The sequence below is a fragment of the Helicobacter pylori FD535 genome (genome assembly GCF_000296015.2).
Lineage (GTDB): Bacteria > Campylobacterota > Campylobacteria > Campylobacterales > Helicobacteraceae > Helicobacter > Helicobacter pylori_CT.
Genome location: NZ_AKHP02000034.1, coordinates 1 through 20,233 on the forward strand (window position 1 = coordinate 1; position 20,233 = coordinate 20,233).

Below are 20,233 nucleotides of genomic sequence, written 5' to 3' on the forward strand. Positions count from 1 at the left end.
AAGCCGTTACGCTAGAGAGGTTAGGCCCTTTAATGCCAAACTCAATGGAAGTAAAACCTCCAATCATATTCACTAACGCAGAAGTGATAAAAAAGGGATTGACTTTTCTAGGGCCTTTTTCAAAACAAAAAATGGAATTCGCTTCAATATTGCCTAATCCACCAATCCCAGAGCCAGAGCTTACGCCCATGCGGTTTGCCAATTCTTCAGGGCATTTATTGTGAGCGTCTAAAATCCCACTATCTCTCATCGCCTCTTTTGTGGCTTTCAAGGCTAATTGAATGAAACGACCCGCCTTTTTAACATCTTTGGGATTCATCACCTCTGTAGGGTCAAAGTCAGTGATTTCTCCAGCAATACGCACAGGAAATGCACTCGCATCAAAACTTTCTATGTGTTTGATACCGCATTCCCCTTTAGCGATCGCTAAAAAAGAATCTTCTTTATTTAAGCCTAGCGAATTGATCATTCCCATTCCAGTTACTACAATCCGACGCACCAATAGCTCCTCATTTCAAAACTTTAATTCAATAAAACTAGATTTTAGCTAAAGCCAAATTTTTGACTAAAACCTGGAGGCAAACGCTCCAAGTTAAAAAGATTAAGCTAGCTTATTGTCCTCAATATACTTCACCACATCGCCCACATTGACGATTTTTTCCGCTTGCTCATCAGGAATCTCAATGCCAAACTTTTCTTCTAACGCCATGATTAATTCCACGACATCTAGAGAGTCCGCACCCAAATCCTTCACAAATTCCGCCTCTGGCGTAACTTGCGCCGCATCCACATTCAACTGCTCAGCAATAACTGCCTGAATATCTTCAAATAAAGCCATAATTAAAACTCCCTTGTTTTGTAAAAATTAAATCAACCATTATTGGAGCGTTTATTTTTGCTCCAAAACATCTAAAATCCTATACAACAAATAAATTACAATGAGAAACAATACTAAATAAATAATCCCCATTTGATAATAACCTCTTTGTTTTAGAATAACCTCATAATGTTAGCATGATTTTTGCTACTTACAAACTTTTATCGCTAAAAGAATCCTTTGTTTAGGACTACATATAAAGCCCGCCATTGACTTTGAGAGTCTCTCCAGTGATGTAACTAGAGTGATCACTCAAAAGAAACGCTACCGCTTCTGCCACTTCCTTAGCAGACCCTAGCCTGTTTAAAGGAATGTTTTTAACATAATCCGCTTTGAGTTCGTCTTTCAAATTGGCGTTCATGTCGGTTTCTATAAAACCGGGCGTTACACAGTTGAAACGAATATTCCTTAAAGCTCCCTCATAAGCAAAGGACTTGCTCATCGCAATCATTCCCCCCTTACTCGCTGAGTAGTTTGTCTGCCCCATATTGCCTCTTTCACCAATGATAGAAGCGATATTAACCACGCTCCCAAAACGGCTTTTACTCATCACCTTTAAAGCCTCTCGGCAACCTATAAACGCTGAAGTGAGGTTATTTTCAATGACATGGTGAAAATCTTCTGTTTTCATTTTGATCGCCAATTTATCGCGCACCACACCGGCGTTATTCACCAAGTAAGACAAACCTCCATCGCTTTGGACAATGGTTTGTATCGCTTCAATAAAACCGCTTTCAGAAGCCGCATCAAATTTAATGACAGCCGCTTTATAGCCTTTTTCTTCAAGCTCATTTTTCAAAGCGTCAGCCACTTCAGCATTGCTGCGGTAATTGATCCAAACTTTCAGCCCCATAGAAGCGAGAGTTTTGGCGATTTCAGCCCCAATGCCTTTAGAAGCCCCAGTAATGAGAACATTTTTCCCTGTGAATTGCATTATTCCATAATCCTTAATTTTTAAATTTTTCTCAAAGCTTATTATAGTCTTGACTCATAGTCTTGACTCATAACGCCTTAACATGTAAAGACGCTTCAAGACTTTCTTTTTAGCGCTGATTTTTTGTTTTTTGCGTTTTTCAGTTTTAGACTCAAAGAACCTTCTAGCGCGGCATTCTGTTACCACCAAATTGCGATCGGTTTGCTTTTTGAATCTTCTATAAGCTTCATCAAACGCATCGCCTTCTCTAACCTTAATCCCTGGCATACTGCTATCACCTCTTTTCCATAGCTTAAAATCATTGCTTAACAATGGCTACAAATGAAACAGCATTATATAAGACGAATTAACTGGTTGTCAAGAATTTTCACTTTTTTCTGGCAATTTTGTTAATAAGGTTATAAGGATCAAAGGCAACCGTCATATACACTTGGTAAGATTCTGACCAAGGCAAGCTCCTGTCAAAACCCCCACGCATCGCATTAAGCACGAAGTTGATGCGGACCGATGCGAAGTCGTTTTTCCAGTTATAATAAAAATCAAAACGATTATACATGTTCGCTTGAAAGAATGGCACGCCACGATAAATAGGCGTGGGGCAATAAGAGGGTGTGCAATACATTTCAACATACTGGTATTGGTTATAAAAAGGCATTTCTGGGGTCTTGGCGAAGAAAAATAAATTGTGGATGCCAAAGCCTTTGTATTGGATCTCCACATCCAATTGCCCGCCCACGCTATTCATAAAAGGCACATTTTTGTGAATTTGCCTCAATCGGCTTGATTCAGAAACCATGCCAAAACTGGCGTTGAGTTTTTCCATAAAAGGGGCGATGTCTAAAAGGCTTGTCCCTATGTAAGCGTTAAAATAGAGGCGATCCATAAGATAAATATTATTGTTGTCAATCGCTTTTTTTTCATTAAACTGCATGCCATCAGCCCCATTCAAAAGATATTTGTCTTCGTTATGGAACAAGACAAAATACCCTCCAATACCCAATAAATCCTTAAAGAAATTATAAGCGACAGAGCCGTTCATTTGAAACCTGTCCATTGCGTTCCCATAAGGGTTTCTCCCAAACTTACAAGTGTTGTAACAATTGCCTCCAAACCAATCTAGCATAAACTCCGCATGCCCATAATAGGGTTTTGAAGGCGAATAATGGTTTTGGAATTGCAATAAAAACCCTCTAGCGTTTGGATCGATAAACCAATAATAAGGGGCAAAAATATTCAAACCATACCTTCCTAAGAGGTTTTTTCTAGGAAAGATGCCGCCATAAAAAGTGAAACGCTTCCCTCTAGCCTTATAATACATAGTAGGCCCCCAACGGTAGGGAAAATTAGTGCTGTAGTTATGGAAGTTTTGAAAAAAATACGCCCCCACAGTAAGGCTTTGCTCCACACCTTTTGTATAAAATTGGATCCCAAAATTTGGAGTCAAACGGGTTTTAAGATTGGTGTTAGTATTGACCCAATAAGGCGTTGAGCCTTCATGGTCCATGATAAACATATTGAAACCCAGATTGTATTTAAAAATATTCCAATCAAAAGCGTAAGAATTAACCGCTAACAAACAGACCAAAAAAGAATGTTTTAAAAAGGTGTTTATTGCCACTTGTTACCTCTATGTCATCATTGTTGTTGATAAAAAAGCTTATCTTGTAACCAATGGGTATTCTAGCACATCTAAAAATATTTTTCTTTAGATTTAATATAAAATGGCGCTTATTTCATGTTAGAATAGCCGTTATGATGTTACATTACAGACTAACTAAAAAAGGAAATTTTAATGGAATTAGGAAATAAAAATATAAAACCCGGCCGCAAGCGTGTCGCTGTAGATGAGCTGAAACGCAATTTTTCAGTGACTTTTTATCTCTCTAAAGAAGAGCATGATGTTTTAAGACGACTAGCTGACGAAGAAGTAGAAAGCGTCAATTCCTTCGTCAAACGCCACATTTTAAAAACAATCATTTACAAAAAAGGCACTAACCAAGATTCTTCTATTAATTATGACTCTTCTAGTAGGCTTTAAGCCTACTTTAAGGTCTTCGTCCTTTAAGAGCAACACCCGCTAGAGCATTTAGTTTTAATCCCTACTGATGAGCGATCCATCAAGCAAAACCCTTTCCCCTCTAAATAGCGTTTCGCATCAAATCCGGCCACAAACAAGCCTCCAGCAAATAACGCCAAGTCTTTAACCACTAGCCTTCCAGCTCCAGAAAGCCATGGGAAATGCTGATTGACAAACACTTCGGGCGTTGTGAATAAAAAAGATAGGGTAGTGATCGTCATTCCAGCGACAAGCAAACCCCCGATCACGCCCATCAAAGGCATCCAAAGCCCTAAAAGCACTAAAATACCTAGGATCATAATCGTAATCCCTAAAGCTTCAGCCACTAAATAAGTGCGGTTTTCTTTATGCCATTCTTTGTTTTCAACGATTTTAGGGTCATCTTGCATTTCTTCTTGCATGGATTGGGATTCAGACATTTTGTGTTGTTTGTATGCGGGTTTTTTAAATTGATACATGAAAGAAAAGAAAGGGGAGTTAGCCACAAAAGGAGCGATCCCTTCGGCTTCATACGCCACAAACTTAAGCCCTCCAATCCAAATAAAAATGATGAAAATAGCTATATGCATCAAATAGCCGCCTAGATTCTGGAGTTTTGTAATCACTTCAAGCAATGATTTTAACGCTTGCATGGTTTTATTCCTTTAGGATATTTTTTGTATTGCTAAAAACAGCCTAGAAATGATAGCGCATTATGTTTAATTACAACAAAATCATTACTATTACAAGAAATAACGATCAAAAACACTCATGCCCAAAACATTCATGCCAATATAACGCACCGCACCCTTATAAAAAATTTCATCATTTTTTAAAGAAAGTTCTAAAGATTCGTTGCTTTTAGGGATGAGAGTGGCTTTTTTAGGCGTGTTATAAAAAATGCATGCGGCGATAAAAACCGCCGCCATGCCTGTCCCGCAAGCCAGCGTGAAATCTTCAACCCCTCTTTCATAAGTTTGTAAAAAAATCGTCTCTTCATTTTCTATAAAAGCGATGTTGATATTAGCGTTAAACTCATGCCTTAAAGCCCTTAATTCCAGCGCATTAAGGGAATTTAACCACTCTTTATTTTCCACAAATCCCACTAAATGCGGCACTCCTGTATCTATGAGGTAGAAAGTAGGGATATTTTCTAAAACGCTGTCGCTTGAAAAAAATTTTTCGCATCTTAAAGCGGGTATTACATCTAGGATTTTGTAGTTACCAAGATTGCTCTCTATGATATTGGGTTCTTCTATGCAAACAGAAATCTCTCTTTTTCCGGCTAAAAAAACATGGTTTTTAGAGGCTATAGCATGTTGGTAAGCAAATAACCCCACGCAACGGCTCGCATTCCCGCACATGCCAGCTTTAGAGCCGTCTGAATTGTAAAAATCCCATTCGTAGTCATAATCCTCACTCGGTAAGACGACCACAAGCCCATCAGCCCCAAAACCCTCATGCCTATGGCACACCTGTTTGGCTAAATTTGAAAAATCTTTTTTTTTGAAACTTTGAACGATTAAAAAATCATTCCCGCTCCCTGAATATTTGTAAAACACCATTAATACAAGCCTTTTTGATTTTAATTATAAGTTAAAAGAGGTTTTTTATCCTTAAAAGAGCGTTTTTTAGCTAACATTTGATAATTTTTGGTTCAGTTTAATGGGGATAATTTCATGAAAGCTCAGTATTTCTTTTGGATTCTTTTTTTGATTGGTTTTTATTGGATGATCTATTTGTATCAAGATTTTTTAATGGATGCACTGATCGCTGGGCTTTTGTGCGTAGGGTTTTTTCAAGTGAAAGTTTTTTTAGATAAGCGCTTTTTGAATGTTGTCAGTTCGTTTTTATGCGTTTTGATTTTAGCGAGCGTTTTGATCGTGCCGTTGTATTTTATTGTTTATAAAAGTTCTAATATCATTTTTGAAATCAATTTTGAAAAATTTTCAGCCCTAATCAAATGGCTTAAGGGGACAATCACCGAAAATTTGTCGCATTTTCCTGCCATTCATGATGGAGTGAGCAAGTTTTTAGAAAATTTTAGCGCCGCTTCAATCACGGGCTATTTGTTGAAAATAAGCAGCTATGTGGGAAGATACAGCTTGAAACTCATTACAGACGCTTTGTTTATCTTGGGGCTGTTGTTTTTCTTTTTTTATTACGGGGAGAGATTTTATCGTTATTTTTTAGGGGTCTTGCCTCTTGGAATCCATCAAAGCAAAAAGATTTTTGAAGAAGTGGCTGGGATTTTACGCATCGTGCTTTTAACTTCTCTCATCACGGTTATTTTAGAGGGCGTGGCGTTTGGGGTGATGATCGTATGGTTTGGGCATGACGGCTGGTCTTTAGGGATTTTATACGGCCTGGCGTCTTTGGTGCCGGCTGTTGGGGGGTCTTTGATTTGGATCCCTATAGCGATTTATGAGCTTTATCATGGGAATGTGAATGAGGCTATTTTTATCGCTTTGTATTCCATTTTATTGATTAGCGTGCTGATTGATAGCGTGATCAAGCCAATTTTAATCGTCTTCATCAAAAAAAGAATCTTTAAAACCACCCTTAAAATCAATGAAATGCTGATTTTCTTTTCCATGATTGCTGGGATTTCACAATTTGGTTTTTGGGGGATTATTGTAGGGCCTACTATCACGGCGTTTTTTATTGCACTGCTGCGATTGTATGAAAATTACTTTATCCAAAACGATCAAAAAACATGCGAATGATACACCCTATGGCTCACAACGGAATGTTTAAAAATGATATATAAGAGTGAGAAATAACCATTCTTATGAAGAATTTTCAAACGCCTCATTCAATGCGAACGCAAATTTAAACCCATATCTTAATAGATACAAATTTCATTTTTTATAGCGGATCAAAGGGTAGGAGCAGTTTTTGCATAAAGGTTCTAGCGCTTCGCCCTTTAAAAAATGGGTTTTGATAGCCATAGCTTTTGGGCTCTTTAAAACATCTTTTAGGGGCGTATGGTTCAAATCGCCAAGGCTGATATTAGCTTGCGTGTCCATGCAGCACGGCACGACAACGCCATTAGATAAAATAGCGATTTGCTTGATCAAGCCGTAACAATAGGGGATCTTTGATTCTTGGTTTAAAGGATTTTGGGCGTTCAAATTCGGCCATTTAAAGGTTTTTTGGATATTCAAAAAACTTTTTTTAAACAAACGAGCGCGGCCTTGCGTTTTTAAACCCTCTAAAGAAACACATTCAAAGCTTTCTAAAAAAGGCTTGATCAAATTCTGGTGTTTCTCAAGGGTGCTGTCTTGAATGCGTAAATTCAAAAACGCTTCGCTGTTTTTTTCAAATTTGTAGCGGCAAAATTCTAAAATTTTTTGGATATAGCGGTGCTGGTTGATTTTGTTGTGATGGTCTAGCCCTGCGTCTAAAGAAATAGAGATTTGATAGATTACATCTTGTAAAAGCGTATTAAAATCGCGCAAATACACTCCGCTAGTAACTAAATCCACTTTCAAAGAAAAGCCTCTAGCGGTGTTGAGATAGTGGTTTAAATTTTTGAGCTTGCAAGGATCGCCTAAGACATGCAAGGTGATCATTTGGGTTAAGGGGGCGGCTTCTTTACAAACTTTTTCAAATAATTCTAAAGGCATCACGCCTCTGATATTTTTGGGGTTAGGGCAAAAACCGCATTGCAACCCGCAAATATCGCTTAATTCTATATAGATTTTTTTAAAAAGTTTCTTATTGGGTGCCAATTCTTATGAGAAAATAGTAACGCTTGTTTGAAAAGACACTAGACATTGAAGCGAAAATGCAACACATCGCCATCTTGAACGATATAATCCTTGCCTTCAATGCGTAACGCTCCCTTTTCTTTCGCTCCGGCTTCGCCCTTATAAGCGATAAAATCATCATAACTGATGGTTTCAGCCCTAATAAAGCCTTTTTCAAAATCCTTATGGATCACCCCAGCAGCCACAGGCGCACTAGAGCCTTTTTTAATCGTCCATGATCGCACTTCCTTGACTCCAGCGGTAAAGTAATTGATCAAGCCTAATTCCTTAAAACTCAAACGAATGGTCTTTTCTAGCCCGCTTTCTTCTACGCCTAAACTTTGCAAAAATTCTTTGACTTCATCTTCACTCATAGAAACCATTTCTTCTTCTAATTTAGCACACAAGGCAACAAATTCGCTCTTTTGATCTTTGGCATAATTTTGGACTTTTTTGGCATGCTCATTGAGAGGGTTTAAATCTTCTTCGCCCACATTAGCGGCATAGATCATTTTTTTATGAGATAAAAAACGCAATTCCTTGTCCAATTCTAAAAAAGCCTCGCTTGTATTCAAGGGAAAAGTTTTCGCCGGCTTTAATTCTTCTAGATGCGTTTTTAAACTCAAAGCGCATTCTAAAAGATTTTTAGCGTCTTTTGAGCTTTTTAAGGCTTTTTGCAAGCGATCGATTCTTTTGTCTAAAGTGGCAATATCCGCTAAAATCAGCTCCAATTCAATGGTCTCTATATCATTCAAAGGGTCAATTTTATCATTCACATGCGTGATATTGTCGTCTTCAAAACAGCGCACCACTTGCAAGATCACTTCGCATTCCTTGATATTGGCTAAAAATTGATTGCCTAAACCCTCTCCCTTACTCGCTCCCTTAATCAATCCGGCAATATCCACAAATTCCACCACAGAATGCAAAATGCGTTCAGGTTTTACGATTTGAGCCAACGCATCAAGCCTCCTATCAGGCACATTCACGATGGCCTTATTGGGTTCAATGGTGCAAAAAGGGTAGTTCGCGCTCTCTGCATTTTGGGTTTTAGTGAGCGCGTTAAAGGTGCTAGATTTGCCCACATTAGGCAAACCCACAATGCCTACAGACAAGCCCATTTCAAGCCTTTTTCAAAAGCTCTTCCACAAAAGCTGTGCAAGCCCTAACCCCAGCCCCACTCGCTCCAAAGCTGTTCACATCCCATTCTTTTTCCACATAAGCAGGGCCTGCAATGTCAATGTGTAACCACTTATCCTTAAACTCATCTCTAATGAATTCATTTAAAAACAAGCCCGCTGTGATCGCACCGCCATAGCGTGAAGAAGAAATATTGCACACATCAGCGATTTTAGATTCAATCAGTTTCTTTAAATGGCGGTTAAAGGGGAGTTTGGCTAATAATTCGCCGGATTCTAACCCTGAAGTTTCAAAGAGGTTTTTTAACTCTTCATTATGCCCCATGATCGCTGAAGTGAATTCGCCTAAGCCCACAACGCACGCCCCGGTAAGGGTCGCAAAATCCACGATCACATCAGGGCTTAAATCTTGAGCGTAGCTCAAACAATCCGCTAAAACCAAACGCCCCTCAGCGTCGGTATTGCGCACCTCTATGCTCTTGCCTTCTTTAGAGATTAAAATATCATCTGGTTTATAAGCGGCCGGACCTATCATGTTTTCTGTAGCCCCAATAATGCCATGCACTTCAGCCTCCACGCCTAGTTTGGCTAATGCGTTTAAAAGCCCAATCACCGCAGAGCCACCGCCTTTATCCGCTTTCATGGTAACCATGTAATCGGCCGGTTTCAAGCTCAAACCCCCGCAATCATAAGTCAAGCCCTTACCCACTAAAGCGATTTTTCTCTTCGCTTTTTTAGGTTTATAGACTAAATGGATCAAGCGGGGAGGATTGACGCCAAGAGAGGCTTTATTGACCGCCAAAAAGGCGTTCATTTTCTTTTCTTCTAAAAATTTTTCATCATTGACATGGATTTCTAAATGGTTTTCTTCAGCCACTTTTTGCGCCACTTCAGCCATATAAACCGGAGTAGCAATCATAGGGGGGGTATTGACTAGATCCCTAACGATATTCAAGCTTTCTGTCATGATTTCAGCGTATTTTAACGCTTCTTTAGCGCTCTTTTCTAAAGAATTCGCGCAAGTTTTTTCGCAAGGTTTGTGCAATTCTAAAGCGACAACCGCTTCTTTTAAAACGCTTTCTTTTTTGTTGGATTTAAAAGTGTCGTATTCATACAAGCCTAATTTCAAGCCCAAAAACAACGCTTTCAAGTTTTCTAAAAGCGCGTTATCTTTAGCAAGCGTTTTGCAAGTATAAACCCCCACTTTAACGCTTTTAAAAGCGAGTTTTTTAAGGGTGCGAACGGCTAAACATGCGCTCTCTCTCAATAAATGCACATCGTCTTCTTTAACGCCCACATACAAGATTTTATTTTCTTGGTCTAAAAACGCGCCTTCGCCTTCGTATTTAAAGGTTTCTAACAATTCTTTATTTTTGACCCAAGCGTGATCAAAATCCTTATTGATAATAAAAACTAAACTGCATTCAGCTTTTGCGTTTTCAAAAGTGGTTTTTTCTAATTTGATTTTTAACATAAAGTCTCCTTTTTTAATTTCATATCTTTCAAGAATTGTATTGCACTCTAGCGGTTTTTCTTACTATAGTATTGGAAATACCATAGAATCAACGCCAAGAAAGATACTAATAGTAATATTAGCGCATAAGGGTGTTTTTTAAGCCACCCTAACGCATGCAATAATTCTTCTCCCAAACACCACGCCAGAATAATGGTAATGCTCGCCCACACCATCGCGCTAATGAGGTTGATGATAGCGAATTTTAAAGCGCTATAGCGCGTGAGGCCTATACTAATGGGAATGATGGTGCGCATGCCATACATGTAGCGTTGGATGAAAATAATAAACCAGCCGTGTTTTTGCAACAATAAATGGGCTAGGGCTAGTTTTCGGCGTTGTTTTTCTAGCTTTTTTTGGATGTAGGCTTTATTGGTGCGGCCGATGTAAAAATAGATCTGATCCCCCACAAAACCCCCAATCCCTGCGACTAAAATGGCTAACCCTAAATGCATATGACCGGTATAGCTGGCAATCCCTGCTAAAATTAACCCGATTTCGCCTTCTAAAATGCTCCACCCGAATAAAATGAGATACCCCCAAGTCGCCGCATGCTGATTCCATAAGTTAATGATGTATTCTTCCAAAATTCACCCTTATTCTAGCACTCTAACAAACAAAAGGTTTTCACTCGCTCTTCTAAAAGTTGGATACCCGGCAATTCTTTTAACCCTATCAAAAAGCATGCTTCTATGCATTCGGCTTGTAGGGCTTTGATAAGCTCAAGGCTCGCTAAAGCTGTGCCTCCAGTGGCTAATAAGTCATCAATTAAGACCACCCTCACCCCCTTAACCCCCCTAAAAGCGTCAGAGTGGATTTCTATGCTGTCGCTCCCGTATTCTAGGCTGTAGCTTTGAGACAGGGTGTGTGCAGGGAGTTTGCCCTTTTTCCTCACAGGCACAAAACCCACCCCAAGCGCATAAGCGAGAGCAGAGCCTAAAATAAACCCCCTAGCTTCAATGCCCACGATAAAGTCTATATTGAGAGCGAGATAGCGTTTTTTGAGCGCGTCAATGAGTTTGTTAAAGAGTTTGGGGTAGTTGAGTAGCGTGGTAATGTCTTTGAATAAAATCCCTTTTTTAGGGTAATCTTTCACTTCTCTGATGCTTTGTAAAAGTTCTTCTTTGAGCGTTTCATTCATTTTAATATCCTTTAATATCACTGATTGGTTGTAGAATTTTGATTTATTATAGCGTTTTTAAAGGAGAGCTTCTATTTTTTGCTCCAATTCTTTAATACGATTTTTATATTTATCCGATTCGCCTTTGTATTCAGAGTTGCGCTGTTTAAGGGCTTTCAGTTCTGTTTTTAACGAGCTCATTTCTTGGGTGAGAATATCAATATTGCCTAAAGCTCTTTGGAGTTGCAACTGGTGTTTTTGGATCAAAATTTCAGCTTCTTGTAAGGTGAGCTTCATGGATGCGTTGGTGCGTTCTTGCCGTTTAGCCATGGTTTTAAAAAAGAAAGTGCGCACACCCATATAAAGGATAAAAACAATAGCGATAGTGATGATAAACCATTGGGTAAACATTCTATTAAAATATCCTTTTAACGAAACGATGTAATTATACTACATTAGGTTGATGATTTCAGCGATTCATCTAGCTTTTGGATGCGCAACACATGACGGCCTTGTTCAAATTCTGTAGAGAAAAACGCTTCTAAAATGCTTTCTGTTACGCCAATACCGCTAATCTTTTCGCCCAAACACAAGACATTAGCGTTATTGTGCAAGCGAGTCATTTTGGCCATGTAAGCATCAAGGCACAAGGCGGCTCTAATACCCTTAAAGCGATTAGCGCCCATGCTCATGCCTATCCCTGTAGCACACACTAAAATACCATAGCTTTGCGCATTTTCTAAGACCTTTTGGCACACTAATTTGGCGTAATCAGGGTAATCCACCCTCATAGTGGGTAAAAAAGCTTGGATCTTAAAATCCTTGTCTTCTAAAAAATGTTTAACAAATTCTGCAAGATGCAACCCTGCATGATCGCTTCCTATAAAAACTTGAGCAATATTCAAAGGCTTATTCATCAGCTCTCCTTGATAAAAGATTAAGAAAGGAGTAAGGAAAATAAAAATCTTGTGGGCGCATGGATAAAAAACTCCGATAAAGGGGGGATAAACAAAAAAATAAACACAACCAAAAAGCCGTAGCGTTCCATTTTAGAAAACCATTCCAATAAAAACGCGCTTTTAAAATGCAACGCTAAAAAGCCTAACGCTTTGGAGCCGTCTAAGGGCGGGATAGGGAGGCTGTTAAAAACGCCTAAGACAAGATTATAAAGAATGCCTTGAATGAGAAAGGTTACTAAAGCGAGCTGATAAAGATTCAATTCATCAATACTTAAAGCGTTGATCCCTAGTTTTTGGAAGCTCAAATGCGTGATGGAAGCGAGCAGAACGGCTAGGGTGAAATTATAAGCCACCCCGGCTAAACTCACCACTACGCATGCTAGAGAGCCTTTTTGAGAGACAATATAGCGCATATCCACAGGCACGGGTTTGGCCCACCCAAACAAAAAGGGGGCTTGAAAAATGAGTAATAGAGCCGGTAAAAGCACCGAACCCATCATGTCTAAATGCCTGATAGGGTTTAAACTCAAACGATTAGCCTCTTTTGCACTTTTGTCCCCAAATAAAAACGCGCTCAAGCCATGCATGATCTCATGCCCTATGATAGCGATTAAAAGGGCTAGGATCTTCATTAAGGTGGTGATAAAACTTTCTAAAGAGAAATCAAAAAATTGCACAAAAAACCTTAACGCGTTGCTTTTTCTTTTTTAATGATTTTTTCTAAGCCTCCAACGCTTTTAAACATGCGTTCCCAACGCACCAAATAGCGTTTTTTGGGGTTATTTTCTGCATCCATTTCCAGGCTATTTTTTAAACTCAAACTGAAATAAACAAACCATGGCGAACCCACGATGTTTTTATAAGCCACACTCCCCCAAAAGCGCGAGTCGCTAGAATTGTCTCTGTTATCGCCGATCATGAAAAATTCATCGTTATTGATTTTCTTATAAAACACCTTTTCGCCCTCCATTTGAATGAGTTGCATGCTGATATTAGCTTCTGTGCCTTGAGTGGCTAACTGCTCCATTAAGTGGAAAGTTTCATTGTCTTTTTGGTAATGGATACCCGGATGCTTATTTTTATAAGGGTTTAAAACAAAAATTTTACCCATAAATTCTTTTGTCATGGCGTTAGGGTAATGTTTAGTGATGTAATCTTTGTTGTTGCCGCTCTCAAAAGGGTGCAAATAAAACCCCTCATTAGTGAATAACACCTCATCGCCCCCAATGGCAAAATTCCTTTTGACATAGTAAGATTTTTTTTCATGGGGAGGGATAAACACTACCACTTCGCCGCGCTTGGGGCGATCCCCCTCTATCAAATGCCCGTTATTTTTAAAATCAGGCATAACAGGAAGCTCAATCCATGGGATTTTAGGAATGGGTATGCCGTAAGAAAACTTTTTGACAAAAAGCATGTCGCCCTCATAGAGCGTGCCTACCATAGAGCGAGAAGGAATGATGAAGGCTTGCGCGATAAAAAAGATAACCAACAGCACAATAATGATCGTCCCTACCCAACTGGAGCAAAATGCATAAACAGAGCGTAAAAATTTCATTAAAACCCCTTCCTTTGTTGTTTTTCAAAAGCGATTAAAGTGTTTTCTAAAAGCGAAACGATCGTCATAGGTCCCACGCCTTTAGGCACAGGGGTGATAAAACCGGCAACTTTTTGCACATTTGTAAAATCCACATCGCCCACGATACGCCCGTCATTCAAATGATTGATCCCAATATCCACCACTACAGCCCCTTTTTTTAACATGCTCGCTTTAATCAAATCAGGCTTACCCACGCCCACGCAGACAATATCAGCGTTTTGGGTGTAAAAACTAATGTCTTTAGTCAAAATATGGCACACGCTCACGCTCGCCCCAGCGTTTAACATGAGCATGCTTAAAGGTTTTCCAATGATATTGCTCGCCCCAATAACCGTCACATCTTTGCCCTTGATTTCAATATGATAATGCTTTAAAAGACGCATCACGCCCATAGGGGTGGCTGGCAGAAACGATTCTTTTTGAGTGCAGAGCTTGCCGATATTAAGGGGGTGGAAACCATCCACATCTTTACTGGGATCAATGGCTTCTAAAACCATTTTAGAATCAATGTGTCTGGGTAGGGGGAGCTGGACTAAAACGCCTGAAATGCTTTGATCGGTATTATAATTTTTAATCAAGGACAGCAATTCAGTTTCAGTAATATCCTCTTGGAGGGTTTTTAAGTCAAAATCCATGCCCACCCTTTCGCATGCTTTGATCTTCATGTTGACATAAGTGATACTAGCGGGATCTTTCCCCACTAAAATCACGGCCAATTTGGGGCGTTTATGCGTTTGTGCAGTTATCATTTGGATTTTATTTTTCAAATCTTTTTCTATATTATAAGCTAGCGCTTGCCCGTCTAATAAAACAACGCCCCTATTTGGCATGCTTATTTATCCTTTATCAATTAAAATCCTATTATTGTAGCAAAAATCATGCGTTTAATGGAATTAAAAACTCAGTTTGTCAATCTTTAAGATGAGCCCCATGATAGAGCAAGTAGAAACTAAGGGCTTTTAAGGATTCTAATTGCTGGTAAAACTCAGAAGCTTCTATTTTGTCGTTTTGTTTATCCTCTTGATCTTTGTGATTTTTGTTCAAATACCTTAACCCCAAACTCGGGTTATAAAAATAATCTTTGGTAGCGATCGCTTCATAACCTAGCGCGTAATTGGGGTGGCTTGGAGGGTTTGTTGCGTTGTTAGAAAATAAAGGCTTTCCAAAACTCACAAATGGAAAACCTTTAGGAGCGATTAATTCAACAATCGTGGGGGCGATGTCTAAATGCGATCCGACTTGACTGATTTTTTCAGGCTTTAAAGTAGGAGCGAATAAAATAAGCGGCACGGATTTGATTATATATAAATCGTTTTTAGCGTATTCATAGCTCCTGTCAAAATGATCTCCTGTGATGATAAAAAGCGAGTTAGGGAATTTTTGGCTGGCTTTTTTGATGAAATTGGCTATTACTTTGTCATACCAGTAGATATGCCCTAAAGAATTAGCGTCCGGTAGATTTTCTGCTTTGGGGGTTTTTTCCACAAATTTTTGGATTTTTTCTAAAGGCACGCCAAAGGCTTTGAGATTCACGTTTTTGATCGCATGATTGCTTAAAGTCATGACCATGCTGAAAGTTTTTTCATTGGGGTTGGTGTTTTCTAAAATGTAGTCAAATAAAATATTATCATGCACTCCCCAGTTGCTTTCTATGGGTTTAGGGTAGGGCTTGTTTTTGGCAAATTCTAAGAGATGGTTGTTGAAATAAAGGGCGTGAAAACCTTGTTTTTTGGTGAAACTGGTTAGTTTGTTCCAAATCCCGCTACCCCCATAATAAAAGTTGTTTTTATAACCCAGAGTTTTTGTGATATTGCCAATCGCCATAGGAAAGCTAGGGAGGATCACTCCTGAATTGACTAAATTATTATCATTAATATAAGGCAAGCCTGTGATTTGGACATCCAGGCTTTTAACGGTTCGTGGGGCGCCTTCAATAAAAGCAGAAAGCATGCAGGCATGCTCTTTTTTAACCAAATCTTGTAAAGCGCTCGTTAGCCCTATGGCGTCAAATTTTGGATCAAAATGCCATGAACTCAGGGACTCTGAAACGATATAAAAAACATGTTGAATGGTTTGATTGGAATTGTTGCGGCTTGTCTGAGTTAGCAACTCATAGAGGTTGTTTTGGGGGTTTTCTTTAAGATTGAAATAATTTTTCGCCACTTCTAGGGGCGATCCTTTAGCAAAATCGCTGAATTTAAGGTTATGGCTTTGTCTGTAATTGCGCACCAAAAGATAAAGGTTGCGAAACGCCCCGGGGGTGATTTTCATTAAAAAAGGATCTTTGGCTGGCTTTATGCTGAGATCTAAAGACGCGCCAACAAAGCTCAACTGCGCGTTAATGTAAAACATTTGCGTGAGGGAAAAAAGCGCAAATAGAATGAAAGTTTTAAGGGGTTTGGTGGCTTGATAAACATTTTTGGGTTTGAAAAGGGCGTTTTGGAGTTTGAAATAGATAAAAGAGGTTAAAACGCTAAGGATCACAAAGAGTGAAAAACTAGAAAAAATAGGGTATTCCCCGCTCATTTTTAAAATCGTGAGCGTGTCTTCATGCAAAAATTCCAATAAATTTTCATCAAACACATTCCCATAAATGCCATAATAAACAATGTTCGCAATGTTTAAAAACAGGATAATAGCGATAGAAAAATACGCCACAACATTAAGCATTTTGGTTTGGCGTTTGGGGGTAAATAACCCTAACAACCCGATGATGATAAAAAGAATCGCTAAGCTTGAGACCACACGATTATCGTATCTTGCTCCATTGAATAGGGTTTTGATGATTTCATCAAAAATAGGGTTTTTTAAAGCATGCTTATAATAGCCCGTATAAAGGATAAAGCCGATACGATTGAACACAAACAACAAGCTCATAAAAAAGGTGAAATAAAAGCCTTTTAAAAAGAGCGAAAAAAGGGCATTAGATAGGGATTTCATAAGCGTTAATACAACCTTTTTTTAACAAGATATAAAGTCTTAAAAAAAACAAAAAGAAGCAAAGGAAAATCCAATAAAGAATCTAAGATTTGAAAATTAGAACGCATCAAAAGCGAACTGGATAACGCCACTAAAGCGATCACACCTAGTAAGGGGCTACTCCAAAACAAACTGCTACAAAAAAGCGCGCTAAAAATAAGAGAGGCCATGAAATGATGATAAATTGAAAAAGGCAAAAACCCTAAAATATCTGTCAAAAGCAACAGATTGAAAAACAGCATGACGCTATAAGATTGCAAGGTTTCTAAAGGAGGCTTTTGGAGAAGACGGCAAGAAAAGAGTGCATAAGCAAGGATCAAAAGACAGCTAAAGGGGCTTAAGGGGGCTGTAAAACTGCTTAAAAAGGCGTTGAGCGATAGAGAGTCTTTAAAAGCAATATTGCTTAAAATCACGCTTATACAAGAGAGCGAAAACCTCAAACCCAATGGCTTATTTTTGAAAAAAAAGAAAATTAAAAAAAACCATATAAAGCTCAGCGTGTAAGAAGAAGTTATAAACATGACTGATCACTTGAGAAGGGTTTTTAAATAAGCCATGTTAAAACGGATGTGTTTGATGCGGGAGCGGTTGTAGGTATAGACAATATCTATAAAATGAGAATTAAGACTATAGCTTGGGTAACTCACTTCATTTGCTTTATCTAAAATTTTTAAGGTTTTAAAAGAGTTTGGGTTTTCTAACTTAGAAAGCAAGAGTTCTTTACGGCGCAGTGATGAATCGCTAGGGTTGTGGATCAAAAACAATTCTTTGTTTAAATTGATCAAATTCAAAGCGTCATTCAAGTTTTTCAAATTCGTCAGCATGGGTTTTTGCCAAATAGTGGGGGTTTTACAGGTTTCTAGCATGAGGCTATCTTTAAAGGAATGGTTTCTAAACGCCATAATAGCGCAGTCTTTAAAGGGGGTTAGGCTTGGCTGGAGCTGGTGGTTTAGGGCATTAGGCCTTAAAAGCTCTTTGGGGTTATTTTGTTTATCAAATTTCAACAACAAGGGGTATTGGGTGGCTAATTCGTGATAGAGTGGTAGCATAAACCCGCCATCAGTGGTGTTTAAAGGCTTATTTTTTATCAAATGGCTTAAGTTTAAAAAAGGGCTTAAGGAGAGTTTTTGCACAAACTTAAAATGAATCGGCTCTAAAGCACTTTCAAGTTGATAGATTTTAGAAGTGGCCCATCCGCCCATGCTCACCCCTACGACAAACAACAAAATTTTATCGTCATGCAAAAAAAGCAAGGGGTTGCCTAGTTTTTTGATGTATTCATGCGAATAATGAGAAAGCTCTTCTTTGGTTAAAATAATGAAAGCTTCGCTCCAACGATTAATCTTGCTGTCAAAAAGATTCGCGCTGATTTTCACATCCCTTGCCCCTTCTTTAGTGCCGCTAAAATAAGCGCTCAAGAGGTTATCGTTAGACAAGCTGATTAAAGCGCTCGCATGCACGCTTAAAGCGTCATCTGGTTTAGGGATAGTGAGCTGAGTGAAATAGGGGGGGCTTTCAGTTGAAAGGGTTTGATTATGCATGAAAGCATAGGGGGGGGTTTGGCGCTTCATTGCAATCAAAAATAAAACGATAAAAAGCCCCACAAAAAAGGCGGCATGTTTTAGGCGGTTTCTTGAAGGTTCCAAGATAGCGTTTCGCCCCCTCTTAAGATAGCAACTTTTTCATTCAAACAAAGCGTGTGTGTGGGGACTATAAAGGGTTTTTTAGACAAACGCGCTTTTTTTCTGGGCAAATTGTCTAGCGCGTAGATTTTTTTAGCGTTATCGCTGATAAAGGCTTGCAGGTTTTCTAAAGCGTTGTGTTTTTCAAAAAGTTCACACAACGCAGGCAACAAAATAGGGGCAGAAAAGATGCCTGCCGGGATGTTAGCGCTATGTTTTTTAGAGACAAAATGCGGGGCGCTATCAGAGCCAAAAGAGATTTTAGGGTGGGCTTTTAAAGCAAGGGATAAGAGCCTTTCTTGGTCTTTTTTGGTTTTGATTAAAGGCTTGCAAAAACAATGCGGGTTCAAACTCCCCCCTAATAAATCATCTAAGGTCATGCTGATATGGTGTAAAGTTAAAGTCGCATAGAGGTTGGCATGCTTTTCAATTAAAGCGATACTGCGCCAATCGCTCAAATGTTCTATAATGATTTTGAGTTTAGGGAATGAAAGGGCGAAAGTTTCTAAAACGCTGTGGCATAAAAATTCTTTATCCAAACAAAACCCGGCTTGTTCTGCATGGATACATAAAATAAAGCCTAATTTTTGGGCGTTTTCTAAAATCTCTAAAGTTTTTCCACCCAACAAATCCGAAGTGCCGTTTTGCGCGTTTGTGGTCATGCCTTTGGGGTAGAGCTTTAAAAACCTGATGCCTTTTTCTTGGGCGCGTTGCAATTCTTCTAAAGTCAAACCATCATTGAAATACAAACTCATTAAAGGCTTGAAGTTTGAAGAATGGTTTAAAATTTCTTCTTCGTATTCAAGGGTGGTTGGAGTGTCAATCAAGGGCTTGCTGAGATTAGGCATGATCACCGCAGCGCTAAAAGGCTCGCTAGAATATCTTAACACCGCTTTTAAAAGTGCGTTTTCTCGCACATGCAAGTGGGCGTCTATGGGGTCAAAAAGCGTGATTTCCATTTCTTTAATTGCCCCCTAAGTAATAACGCACTCTAATGCGAATGAGGGTTTTAGTTTTGGGGCGCGGGTAATCCTTATAAGCGATCTGAATGGTCTTTAAGGTGTTGTCATCAAGCATTTTATATTCAGAGCCAACGATGATTTTAAGATCGGTAATATCGCCGTTAGGGTGCAAGTAAAACTCTACCGCATTCGTCCCGTCTTGCCCTAAATAAGCCGCTACTTGAGGGTATTCTAAATATTTTTGCGTGATGCGCCCAATATCCCTTAAATTATTCCTGATGAAATCTTTTTCGGCTGTGCCTAAATCCCCAAATTCTTCGCCATACAATTCATCAATATCCCTCCTGGTTTGGTTATCCAAGCCTTTATTGTTTTCTTGTCTGGGTGGCGCAACTTCTTTAGGCAAGAAAGAAAGCTGGTTAGGGTCAAATTCTTTTTTGACAGGTTTTTTCTCTTCCACTTTTTTCTGCTCTACTTTTTGTTCTACTTTCTGCTCTACTATTTTTTTCTCTTCTTTTTTCTCCTCTACTACTTTTTTCTCTTCCACTTTTTCCACTTTTTTAAGAGCCTTATGTTTGTGGTTGGGCTTTTTGGGTTCAGGTTTGGGTTTTGGCTTAGGTTTAGGCTCAGGTTTGGGCTTTTCTATAGGTTTTGGCGGAG

General features: G+C 39.0%; 24 protein-coding genes. 2 read left to right on the plus strand and 22 right to left on the minus strand.

What is annotated here, in order from left to right:
- The 5 genes from DV63_RS13930 to DV63_RS13950 all read right to left on the minus strand — a co-directional run.
- On the minus strand, positions 1-469 hold a 469-nt coding region (locus tag DV63_RS13930), incomplete at its 3' end, for a beta-ketoacyl synthase N-terminal-like domain-containing protein (RefSeq protein ID WP_020982432.1).
- Positions 470-601: 132 nt separating this feature from the next.
- Positions 602-838 carry an acyl carrier protein gene (gene acpP / locus DV63_RS13935; RefSeq protein WP_001163091.1) on the minus strand — a complete coding sequence of 79 codons (237 nt, stop codon included), beginning with the start codon at positions 836-838 and terminating at the stop codon, positions 602-604.
- A 229-nt stretch (positions 839-1,067) separates the two neighbouring features.
- The gene (gene fabG / locus DV63_RS13940) at positions 1,068-1,811 is read right to left on the minus strand and encodes a 3-oxoacyl-ACP reductase FabG (RefSeq protein WP_001160842.1); all 744 of its coding nucleotides are present in this window, start codon (positions 1,809-1,811) and stop codon (positions 1,068-1,070) included.
- A 54-nt stretch (positions 1,812-1,865) separates the two neighbouring features.
- Positions 1,866-2,078: a 30S ribosomal protein S21 gene (rpsU, locus tag DV63_RS13945; RefSeq protein ID WP_001117778.1), complete on the minus strand. Its 213-nt coding sequence runs from the start codon at positions 2,076-2,078 to the stop codon at positions 1,866-1,868.
- A 100-nt stretch (positions 2,079-2,178) separates the two neighbouring features.
- The gene (locus DV63_RS13950; protein ID WP_000996920.1) at positions 2,179-3,429 is read right to left on the minus strand and encodes a hypothetical protein; all 1,251 of its coding nucleotides are present in this window, start codon (positions 3,427-3,429) and stop codon (positions 2,179-2,181) included.
- 174 nt (positions 3,430-3,603) lie between these two features.
- Between DV63_RS13950 and DV63_RS13955 the strand changes: the two genes are divergently transcribed.
- On the plus strand, positions 3,604-3,849 hold the full coding sequence (locus DV63_RS13955; RefSeq protein ID WP_000418876.1) for a ribbon-helix-helix domain-containing protein: 246 nt from the start codon (positions 3,604-3,606) through the stop codon (positions 3,847-3,849).
- A 23-nt stretch (positions 3,850-3,872) separates the two neighbouring features.
- On the opposite strand, the gene DV63_RS13960 is transcribed toward DV63_RS13955, so the two are convergent.
- Positions 3,873-4,520 (minus strand): YkgB family protein, encoded by a 648-nt coding sequence (locus DV63_RS13960; RefSeq protein WP_001148281.1) that lies wholly within the window; start codon positions 4,518-4,520, stop codon positions 3,873-3,875.
- Between the two features lie 90 nt (positions 4,521-4,610).
- Entirely contained in the window at positions 4,611-5,432 is an 822-nt protein-coding gene (gene dapF / locus DV63_RS13965; RefSeq protein ID WP_000232442.1) for a diaminopimelate epimerase, read from the minus strand.
- A gap of 114 nt (positions 5,433-5,546) precedes the next feature.
- Here dapF and DV63_RS13970 point away from each other — a divergent pair, with 114 nt between their 5' ends.
- Positions 5,547-6,593: an AI-2E family transporter gene (locus DV63_RS13970; protein ID WP_000647361.1), complete on the plus strand. Its 1,047-nt coding sequence runs from the start codon at positions 5,547-5,549 to the stop codon at positions 6,591-6,593.
- 135 nt (positions 6,594-6,728) lie between these two features.
- Here the strand turns inward: DV63_RS13970 and DV63_RS13975 are convergent, their stop codons facing one another.
- From DV63_RS13975 to DV63_RS14045, 15 genes are all read right to left on the minus strand, one after another.
- On the minus strand, positions 6,729-7,601 hold the full coding sequence (locus DV63_RS13975) for a radical SAM/SPASM domain-containing protein (RefSeq protein WP_000035415.1): 873 nt from the start codon (positions 7,599-7,601) through the stop codon (positions 6,729-6,731).
- Between the two features lie 38 nt (positions 7,602-7,639).
- Entirely contained in the window at positions 7,640-8,740 is a 1,101-nt protein-coding gene (ychF, locus tag DV63_RS13980) for a redox-regulated ATPase YchF (RefSeq protein WP_000524548.1), read from the minus strand.
- Position 8,741: 1 nt separating this feature from the next.
- Positions 8,742-10,232: a leucyl aminopeptidase gene (locus DV63_RS13985; RefSeq protein WP_000912857.1), complete on the minus strand. Its 1,491-nt coding sequence runs from the start codon at positions 10,230-10,232 to the stop codon at positions 8,742-8,744.
- Between the two features lie 47 nt (positions 10,233-10,279).
- On the minus strand, positions 10,280-10,858 hold the full coding sequence (locus tag DV63_RS13990; RefSeq protein WP_000393421.1) for a DedA family protein: 579 nt from the start codon (positions 10,856-10,858) through the stop codon (positions 10,280-10,282).
- A 14-nt stretch (positions 10,859-10,872) separates the two neighbouring features.
- Positions 10,873-11,412: an adenine phosphoribosyltransferase gene (apt, locus tag DV63_RS13995; protein WP_001006117.1), complete on the minus strand. Its 540-nt coding sequence runs from the start codon at positions 11,410-11,412 to the stop codon at positions 10,873-10,875.
- 57 nt (positions 11,413-11,469) lie between these two features.
- On the minus strand, positions 11,470-11,802 hold the full coding sequence (locus DV63_RS14000) for a hypothetical protein (protein ID WP_000495088.1): 333 nt from the start codon (positions 11,800-11,802) through the stop codon (positions 11,470-11,472).
- Positions 11,803-11,846: 44 nt separating this feature from the next.
- Positions 11,847-12,308 (minus strand): ribose 5-phosphate isomerase B, encoded by a 462-nt coding sequence (gene rpiB / locus DV63_RS14005; RefSeq protein ID WP_001039805.1) that lies wholly within the window; start codon positions 12,306-12,308, stop codon positions 11,847-11,849.
- A 20-nt stretch (positions 12,309-12,328) separates the two neighbouring features.
- Complete coding sequence (locus tag DV63_RS14010) at positions 12,329-13,027, minus strand: site-2 protease family protein (protein WP_001159327.1); 699 nt, start codon at positions 13,025-13,027, stop codon at positions 12,329-12,331.
- A gap of 8 nt (positions 13,028-13,035) precedes the next feature.
- Positions 13,036-13,908 (minus strand): signal peptidase I, encoded by an 873-nt coding sequence (gene lepB / locus DV63_RS14015; RefSeq protein ID WP_000670650.1) that lies wholly within the window; start codon positions 13,906-13,908, stop codon positions 13,036-13,038.
- Complete coding sequence (gene folD, locus DV63_RS14020) at positions 13,908-14,780, minus strand: bifunctional methylenetetrahydrofolate dehydrogenase/methenyltetrahydrofolate cyclohydrolase FolD (RefSeq protein ID WP_001133663.1); 873 nt, start codon at positions 14,778-14,780, stop codon at positions 13,908-13,910. The genes lepB and folD overlap by 1 nt, the downstream gene beginning before the upstream one ends.
- Before the next feature lie 79 nt (positions 14,781-14,859).
- The gene (locus tag DV63_RS14025; RefSeq protein ID WP_000839075.1) at positions 14,860-16,890 is read right to left on the minus strand and encodes an LTA synthase family protein; all 2,031 of its coding nucleotides are present in this window, start codon (positions 16,888-16,890) and stop codon (positions 14,860-14,862) included.
- Between the two features lie 5 nt (positions 16,891-16,895).
- Positions 16,896-17,450: a 3-deoxy-d-manno-octulosonic acid hydrolase subunit 1 gene (locus tag DV63_RS14030; protein WP_000471044.1), complete on the minus strand. Its 555-nt coding sequence runs from the start codon at positions 17,448-17,450 to the stop codon at positions 16,896-16,898.
- A 6-nt stretch (positions 17,451-17,456) separates the two neighbouring features.
- Positions 17,457-18,575, minus strand: a complete 1,119-nt coding sequence (locus DV63_RS14035; protein ID WP_000433748.1) for a 3-deoxy-d-manno-octulosonic acid hydrolase subunit 2 — start codon at positions 18,573-18,575, stop codon at positions 17,457-17,459.
- Positions 18,551-19,570 (minus strand): dihydroorotase, encoded by a 1,020-nt coding sequence (gene pyrC, locus DV63_RS14040; RefSeq protein ID WP_000406736.1) that lies wholly within the window; start codon positions 19,568-19,570, stop codon positions 18,551-18,553. Before pyrC ends, DV63_RS14035 begins: the two co-directional genes overlap by 25 nt.
- 4 nt (positions 19,571-19,574) lie before the next feature.
- Positions 19,575-20,233 (minus strand): energy transducer TonB (locus DV63_RS14045; protein ID WP_020982433.1); only part of this gene is annotated, 659 nt, incomplete at its 5' end.

Excerpts from the sequence above, each read along its gene's own strand:
- acpP (WP_001163091.1), bottom strand. The coding sequence starts at position 838 with ATGGCTTTATTTGAAGATATTCAGGCAGTTATTGCTGAGCAGTTGAAT.
- fabG (WP_001160842.1), bottom strand. The coding sequence starts at position 1,811 with ATGCAATTCACAGGGAAAAATGTTCTCATTACTGGGGCTTCTAAAGGC.
- rpsU (WP_001117778.1), bottom strand. The coding sequence starts at position 2,078 with ATGCCAGGGATTAAGGTTAGAGAAGGCGATGCGTTTGATGAAGCTTAT.
- DV63_RS13955 (WP_000418876.1), top strand. The coding sequence starts at position 3,604 with ATGGAATTAGGAAATAAAAATATAAAACCCGGCCGCAAGCGTGTCGCT.
- DV63_RS13960 (WP_001148281.1), bottom strand. The coding sequence starts at position 4,520 with ATGCAAGCGTTAAAATCATTGCTTGAAGTGATTACAAAACTCCAGAAT.
- dapF (WP_000232442.1), bottom strand. The coding sequence starts at position 5,432 with ATGGTGTTTTACAAATATTCAGGGAGCGGGAATGATTTTTTAATCGTT.
- DV63_RS13970 (WP_000647361.1), top strand. The coding sequence starts at position 5,547 with ATGAAAGCTCAGTATTTCTTTTGGATTCTTTTTTTGATTGGTTTTTAT.
- ychF (WP_000524548.1), bottom strand. The coding sequence starts at position 8,740 with ATGGGCTTGTCTGTAGGCATTGTGGGTTTGCCTAATGTGGGCAAATCT.
- DV63_RS13985 (WP_000912857.1), bottom strand. The coding sequence starts at position 10,232 with ATGTTAAAAATCAAATTAGAAAAAACCACTTTTGAAAACGCAAAAGCT.
- apt (WP_001006117.1), bottom strand. The coding sequence starts at position 11,412 with ATGAATGAAACGCTCAAAGAAGAACTTTTACAAAGCATCAGAGAAGTG.
- DV63_RS14000 (WP_000495088.1), bottom strand. The coding sequence starts at position 11,802 with ATGTTTACCCAATGGTTTATCATCACTATCGCTATTGTTTTTATCCTT.
- rpiB (WP_001039805.1), bottom strand. The coding sequence starts at position 12,308 with ATGAATAAGCCTTTGAATATTGCTCAAGTTTTTATAGGAAGCGATCAT.
- lepB (WP_000670650.1), bottom strand. The coding sequence starts at position 13,908 with ATGAAATTTTTACGCTCTGTTTATGCATTTTGCTCCAGTTGGGTAGGG.
- folD (WP_001133663.1), bottom strand. The coding sequence starts at position 14,780 with ATGCCAAATAGGGGCGTTGTTTTATTAGACGGGCAAGCGCTAGCTTAT.
- DV63_RS14025 (WP_000839075.1), bottom strand. The coding sequence starts at position 16,890 with ATGAAATCCCTATCTAATGCCCTTTTTTCGCTCTTTTTAAAAGGCTTT.
- DV63_RS14030 (WP_000471044.1), bottom strand. The coding sequence starts at position 17,450 with ATGTTTATAACTTCTTCTTACACGCTGAGCTTTATATGGTTTTTTTTA.
- pyrC (WP_000406736.1), bottom strand. The coding sequence starts at position 19,570 with ATGGAAATCACGCTTTTTGACCCCATAGACGCCCACTTGCATGTGCGA.